This window comes from Nocardiopsis sp. TNDT3 (assembly GCF_003427465.1).
In the GTDB taxonomy this organism is placed as follows: domain Bacteria; phylum Actinomycetota; class Actinomycetes; order Streptosporangiales; family Streptosporangiaceae; genus Nocardiopsis; species Nocardiopsis dassonvillei.
In genome coordinates this window covers 1-6,721 of the sequence record NZ_QPFC01000277.1, presented here as the reverse complement: position 1 = coordinate 6,721, position 6,721 = coordinate 1, and the positions used below count along the sequence as shown (strand labels likewise).

4 protein-coding genes are annotated in these 6,721 nt (G+C 72.9%); 2 read left to right on the top strand and 2 right to left on the bottom strand.

The annotated features are described in order from the left end of the window. Window positions 1–132: 132 nt before the first annotated feature. Window positions 133–1,743, bottom strand: a complete 1,611-nt coding sequence (gene groL, locus DQW06_RS07535; RefSeq protein ID WP_013155029.1) for a chaperonin GroEL — start codon at window positions 1,741–1,743, stop codon at window positions 133–135. Between the two features lie 115 nt (window positions 1,744–1,858). Continuing rightward, the gene (gene groES, locus DQW06_RS07530) at window positions 1,859–2,170 is read right to left on the bottom strand and encodes a co-chaperone GroES (RefSeq protein ID WP_013155030.1); all 312 of its coding nucleotides are present in this window, start codon (window positions 2,168–2,170) and stop codon (window positions 1,859–1,861) included. 262 nt (window positions 2,171–2,432) lie between these two features. On the opposite strand from groES, the gene DQW06_RS07525 reads away from it, so the two are divergent. Both DQW06_RS07525 and DQW06_RS07520 read left to right on the top strand, forming a co-directional pair. Then, entirely contained in the window at window positions 2,433–3,719 is a 1,287-nt protein-coding gene (locus tag DQW06_RS07525) for a class I SAM-dependent methyltransferase (protein ID WP_013155031.1), read from the top strand. 688 nt (window positions 3,720–4,407) lie between these two features. After that, window positions 4,408–6,645 carry a hypothetical protein gene (locus DQW06_RS07520; RefSeq protein ID WP_117198202.1) on the top strand — a complete coding sequence of 746 codons (2,238 nt, stop codon included), beginning with the start codon at window positions 4,408–4,410 and terminating at the stop codon, window positions 6,643–6,645. The last annotated feature ends 76 nt before the right edge of the window (window positions 6,646–6,721 follow it).

Genomic DNA, 6,721 nt, shown 5'->3' with positions numbered 1-6,721 from the left:
CCGCCCCCGTCTCGGCCGGGCCGTGTCCGCCGGACGCGCCCCGGCCGCCGTGGCCGTGCTCCGGGGTTCCTCGGGTCCGGAAGGCCCGAGGGCCCTGGGACCCGCGGCCCACGGAAGGCCCGGTCGCCGTGCCTAGTGGCTGTGGCCGTGCCCGTCGTCCTCATCGTCCTCGGGCTTGTCCGCCACCAGCACCTCGGTGGTCAGCAGCATGCCCGCGATGGAGGCGGCGTTCTGCACGGCGGAGCGGGACACCTTGACCGGGTCGAGGATGCCCTGCGAGGTCAGGTCGCCGTAGGTGCCGGTCGCGGCGTTGTAGCCGTGGCCGACCTCCAGCTCCGACACGCGGTGGGTGACCACGTAGCCCTCGGCGCCCGCGTTCTCCGCGATCCACCGGGCGGGCTCGACCAGGGCGCGGCGCACGATCGCCACACCGGTGGCCTCGTCGCCCGTCAGGCCGAGGTCGTCCGAGTCCAGCGCCTTGGAAGCGTGCACCAGCGAGGCGCCGCCGCCGGCGACGATGCCCTCCTCGATGGCCGCGCGGGTCGCCGAGATGGCGTCCTCCAGGCGGTGCTTCTTCTCCTTGAGCTCCACCTCGGTGGCGGCGCCCACGCGCAGGACGGAGACACCGCCCGCGAGCTTGGCCAGGCGCTCCTGGAGCTTCTCGCGGTCCCAGTCGGAGTCGCTCGCCTCGATCTCCTTGCGGATCTGGCGGACGCGGTCCTCGACCTCGGACTGCTCCCCGGCGCCGTCCACGATGGTGGTGGCGTCCTTGGTGATCGTGACGCGGCGGGCGCCGCCCAGCGCGTCGAGGTCCACGTTCTCCAGGGTCAGGCCGACCTCCTCGGCGACGACCTGGCCGCCGGTGAGGACCGCGATGTCCTGGAGCATGGCCTTGCGGCGCTCGCCGAAGCCGGGCGCCTTGACGGCGGCGACGTTGAGGGTGCCGCGGATCTTGTTGAGCACCAGGGCGCCCAGGGCGTCACCGTCGATGTCCTCGGCGATGATGAGCAGGGGCTTCTTGCTCTGGACGACCTTCTCCAGCACGGGCAGCAGGTCGTTGAGGCTGCTGATCTTGCCCTGGTTGATCAGGATCAGCGCGTCCTCCAGCACCGCCTCCTGGCGGTCGCCGTCGGTGACGAAGTAGGGCGAGACGTAGCCCTTGTCGAACTGGAGGCCCTCGGTGAAGTCCAGGTCCAGACCGAAGGTCGGGGCCTCCTCCACCGTGATGACGCCGTCCTTGCCGACCTTGTCGAACGCCTCGGCGATCAGGTCGCCGATCTGGGCGTCCTGGGCGGAGTTGGTGGCGACGTAGGCGATGTCCGCGCGCTCCTCGACGGGGCGGGCGCGCTCCAGGAGGATCTCCGACACCTTGGCGGCGGCGGCGTCGATGCCCTTCTTCAGGGACATCGGGGAGGCGCCGGCGGCCACGCTGCGCAGACCCTCGCGGACGAGGGCCTGGGCCAGGACGGTCGCGGTGGTGGTGCCGTCACCGGCCGCGTCGTTGGTCTTGGTGGCGACCTCCTTGACCAGCTGGGCGCCCAGGTTCTCGTAGGGGTCGTCCAGCTCGACCTCACGGGCGACGGTCACGCCGTCGTTCGTGATGGTGGGGGCGCCGAACTTCTTGTCGATGACGACGTTGCGACCGCGCGGGCCGAGCGTCACCTTGACGGCGTTGGCGAGGCGGTCGACGCCCCGTTCGAGGGCGCGACGGGCGTCGTCCTCGAACTCCAGGATCTTCGGCATGTGGGTGCTTCCTCTTCAGGCTGGTCGAAAGAGAGCATCCCGCCCGCCCGGCTGTGCGCCGACCGGTGCGGGATGCGGATGGCTCCGGGCCCGATGGAGCGGGCCCCGCGGAGACCTACTTCTCGACGACAGCGAGAAGGTCGCGGGCGGAGAGCACCAGGTACTCCTCGCCGTCGTACTTGACCTCGGTGCCGCCGTACTTGCTGTACAGGACGACATCGCCGACCTTCACGTCCAGCGGGATGCGGTTCTCGCCCTCGTCGTCCCAGCGGCCCGGGCCCACGGCCAGGACCTCGCCCTCCTGGGGCTTCTCCTTGGCGGTGTCCGGGATGACCAGACCGGAAGCGGTGGTCTGCTCGGCCTCCAGCGTCCGGACCACGACGCGGTCCTCGAGCGGCTTCAGCACGGTCTTGGTGGCGGTCGACACGGTGTGACCTCCCCCTTCAAGGTTTCGGTGTACTGATCTCGGCCCGCACTGGTGCACGGACCGACTGCGAAAAAGGGGCGACCACGGCGGCCTGTCGTCGCGGGTGCCAGACCGGCCTCGTCGCGGTTAGCACTCTACCCCCGAGAGTGCCAGAATGGAAATGTGACCGTGACCCCCGGTCAGGGGACTTCCCCGGGGGCTCCCTCCGGGGCGGGGCCCGGTCGCGTCCGAACACCGCTCCTTCGACGCCCGGGGGGAACCCATGCGCCTGCCCGCCTTCGAGGCCCTGCTCACCGACGCGGGCCGGGAGGTCCTGGCGGGGGTGGACCCGAAGGCCGCCGCCGGGGACCAGCTCGCCGCGGCCTCACTGCTGCGCGGTGATCCGCGCGTGGCGGCCCTCGACCCCGGTCTACCCGTATCCGAGCTGGTAAACGCCGTCCTGACCCAGGTCTCCCTGCGCGAACGCGGGCGGGCCAAGTTCGGCGAACTCGCGCGGCGGATGTTCTTCACGCCCAACGGGCTGGAGCAGTCCACCCGGCGCGTGGTGGCCGACTACCGCGCGGAGCGCATGGCCGGGGCGATCGGCTCGGCCGGGTCGTCGGGGCGGGGCCTGGACGGCGCCGCCGCGGGCGACCTGTGCTGCGGGGTCGGCGCGGACCTGCTGGCCCTGGCCGCGCGCGGCGTTCCGGTCGAGGGCGTGGACGCCGACCCCCTCACGGTCGCGGTGGCCCGCGCCAACATCGGGGCCCTGGGCCTGTCCGGGCTGGCCCGGGTCCGCGAGGGCGACGCCTCCGCGACCGCGCCCGGCCGGTACCCGCTGCTGTTCTGCGACCCCGCCCGGCGGGGCGGGCGCGGCCGGGTGTTCGACCCCTCGGCCTACTCCCCGCCGTGGGACACGGCCGTGGACCTGGCCTCGGGGGCGCAGGCGGCCTGCCTCAAGGCCGCGCCGGGCGTCCCGCACGAGGCGCTGCCCGGGGACGCGGCGGCCGAGTGGATCTCGGTGGACGGGGAGCTGAAGGAGACCGCCCTGTGGTTCGGCGCGCTGGCCGACGGGCCGCGGCGCCGGGCGACGGTGCTGCACGAGCGCGAGGGGCTGCTCGCCCGTGAGGGCGCGGTGGCGCACCTGGACGCCGACCCCGGTCTGGGCCCGGCCCCGGTGGCGTCGGCCCGGCGCTACCTGTACGACCCGGACCCGGCCGTGGTGCGCTCGCACCTGGTGGCGGAGGCGGCGGCGCGGGTGGACGGCGCCCTGCTGGACGAGCGGATCGCGTACTTCACCGCGGACAGCGCTGTGCTCTCGCCGCTGTGGCGGGTGCTGGAGGTGGTGGAAGTGCTGCCGTTCTCGCTGAAGCGGCTGCGCTCGGCGGTGCGCGGCCTCGGGGCGGGGACGGTGACCGTCAAGAAGCGGGGTTCGGCGGTGGACACCGAGAAGCTGCGCCGGGACCTGCGCGCCTCCGGCCCGGAGTCGGTGACGGTCGTGCTCACGCGGATCGGCGAGCGGCCCTTCTGCCTGCTGTGCCGCGAGGTGGGCGACCCGCGGCGGGGTTAGCGGGCCGACCGGTGCGGGCCGACCGGTGCGGGCGGCGGGTTCCGCCACCGGTGCGCGTACGGGGCCGCCTTCACCGGTGCTCCTGCCACCGGCGTCACCGTCGGCGTCGATGGTGACGCCGGTGGGGGACCGTTCGCGAGGAGCGCGTGCCGGTGTCCACAGGCCCGACGGGGGCTGGCGGGCGGTGGAGGCGTCGGCCTAGGCTGGATTCGGGGGCGCCACGCGTCGCCGTCGGGTGAGTGCGCCGCCCCCGTGTTCGAGTGTCCCCCTCCCCGCGACCGGCCCGCAAGGACACGTTCCCACCTGTGGACAACCGTGGACGAGGTGGCTGGAGTGCACCCTGGGGCCGCGGATCACGACATCGGGCCAGATCGTTACCTTCCCCACCCAGATCTTTGGCGGTCCCCTGGGGGAGGAGCGGCGCGTGTCGTTAAACTGGCGGCGCGAATTCTTTCCCTTCTCATGGATTCACCCGGAAGGCCGTGATCGTTGACCCGCCCCCGCGGTTCAGCAGAAGAACAGGCCTTGCCTCGCGTGTATACGCTCAGTCACACTCCAGTCACGATGAGGCCGTACTGGTGCAAAAACACCGCCCACCCGGGGACCATCGAGAACCCGAGCCGTCCGGAACCCACCGTCCACTCCCCCGGACGGGTACGGGAGCGCCAGAAAAATAAGGAGCACCTCGGTGGAACAGACCAATCACAACTTCCTCAACGGAGGAGGTCAGGCGGGGATCTCCGACCGCATGCGTGACCTGCTCTCCCAGGCCGCCCAGGAGCACGTCTCCGAGCAGAAGTCGCAGGGCGCCGTCAGCGAGGAGATGCGCCAGCGCCTGGAGGGCATGGAGTGGCTGCTCCGCGAGCTGCGCGAGCGCGAGCTCACCGCCCTCACCGAGTCGGTCGCCACGGTCAACGGCCGCGTCGACGAGTTCCTCGCCCGGCCGCCGGAGTGGGCGGAGACCCTCGCCGAGCACATCGAGGTCGTCGCCCAGCAGGTCAAGCCCCTCTCGGACCTGCCCCCCCTGCGCGCGGACACCCACCGCATCGCCGGTCACCTGGACACCGCGCTCACCCGCCTCCAGCGGATGGCGGAGACGGGCAACCGCACCTCCGAGCAGGTCAACGAGCTGGGCGAGCGCCTGACGGGGCTGGACGAGAGCCTCGACACCCGTCTGAACGGACTCGGAGAGACCCTCGGCGCCCGCCTGGACGGGCTGAGCGAGACCTTCGGCGCCCGCCTGGACGCGCTCGACACCGCGCTGGCCTCCCTGACCGCCAGGACCGAGGCCGTGCAGGCGTCGCTGTCCGCGCTCTCGGAGTCGGCGGAGAGCCGCCACGAGGCCCTCACCGCCGCGGTCGGCGAGAGCCGCACCGAACTGGCCGAGGCGCTCGCCGGCGGGCGGACCGAGATCTCCGAGGCCCTGGCCGAGGGCCGCACCGAGCTGGCAGAGGCCGTGGCCGCGAGCCGCGAGAGCCTCACCGCCGTCGTCAACGAGAGCCGCGAGAGCCTCACCGCCGTCGTGAGCGAGAGCCGCGAGGCCCTGGCTGCGGCCGACGCCCGGCTGGGCGAGACCGTCGAGGCCAAGGCCGAGGAGGCCGCCGCCAGGGCGGAGCAGGCCAACGGCGAGCTGCGCACGCTCGTGGAGGAGCGCACCGAGCGTCTGCGCACCTCGATGGAGGAGCGCACCGCCGAGCAGCACGAGACGCTGCTGTCGCGCCTTCAGGAGAACACCGGCGAGCTGGGCGAGCGCACCGCCGCCCTGACCGAGGAGCTGGGCGCCCTGTCCACCTCCTCCGCCGAGCGCCACGAATCCCTCGCCGCCAAGCTGGCCGAGAGCGTCGGCTACCTCAGCACCCAGGCCGAGGAGAACAACGCCGAGACGACCGCCGCGGTCGCCGACGTCACCGGCGCGCTCGCCAAGCTCCGCGAGGACCACGAGTCGTCGCTCACCGAGCTGCGCACCCACCTGCGCCAGCGCCTGGCCGAGCTCAACGAGCAGATGGAGCTGGGCCGCACCGAGACCCGGGAGCAGGCCGAGGCCGCCTCCGAGCGCCTGCGCGAGGCGGTGACCGAGCGCACCGACGCCCTGGGCGCCCGGATCGCCGAGGACGCCGAGCGCGTCACCTCCGACTTCGCCGAGCTGCGGACGTTCGTCCAGGAGAACAGCGACCGGCTCGCCACCGAGTCCGAGGAGCGTTCGCGGACGCTGACCGAGTCGCTCACCGAGCGGGTGGAGGCGCACCGGACGGCGCTGGACGAGCGTCTGGAGCGCCAGCGCGAGGCCCTGACCGGCAAGGTCGACACCCACCTGGCGCAGATCACCGGCAAGGTGGACCACGAGCTGGGCCGCCTCACCGACCGCTTCGACACCTTCGAGGGACACTTCGAGGGAAGCTTCGAGGGGGTCGAGGGCAAGCTCGACCGCATCGACGGCCGCATGGACGGCGTCAACGGCCGCCTGGACGGCCTGGACGGCCGGGTCAACGGTGTCGAGGGCCAGTTCGAGGGCGTCAGCGGGCACTTCGAGGGCGTGGACGGCCGTATGGAGGCCCTCGACGACCGGCTGGAGGCGCTCAACCAGCGGCTCAACCAGCTGCCGCAGACCATGGAGGTCAGCGAGCTGCACCGCCGCCTGACCGAGCTGGTGGAGCGGCCGCAGCTGGACCACACCGGCAAGCTGGACGAGATCGACGAGCACGTCACCTCGGCCGTGGCGCCGGTGCTGCGCGAGCTGAAGCAGCGCCCGGACCGGCACGAGCTGGAGGAGACCGTCACCGAAGCGGTCGAGAACTCGCACGACGACATCACCAAGCGGTTCGCCTCCCTGGAGGAGACGGTGCTCGCCCTGGCCGAGGCGCTGCTGCGCCCCGGCCGGGACGGCAAGAAGAAGCGCCGCCGCGACGAGGACGAGGACGACGAGTAGCCGGTAGCGCGGGGTCCGCGTAGGCGGTCCGCCCGGCGGACGGCGAGGGGGCCGGGGCACCCGAGGTGCCCCGGCC

Excerpts from the sequence above, each read along its gene's own strand:
- DQW06_RS07525 (WP_013155031.1), top strand. The coding sequence starts at position 2,433 with ATGCGCCTGCCCGCCTTCGAGGCCCTGCTCACCGACGCGGGCCGGGAG.
- groL (WP_013155029.1), bottom strand. The coding sequence starts at position 1,743 with ATGCCGAAGATCCTGGAGTTCGAGGACGACGCCCGTCGCGCCCTCGAA.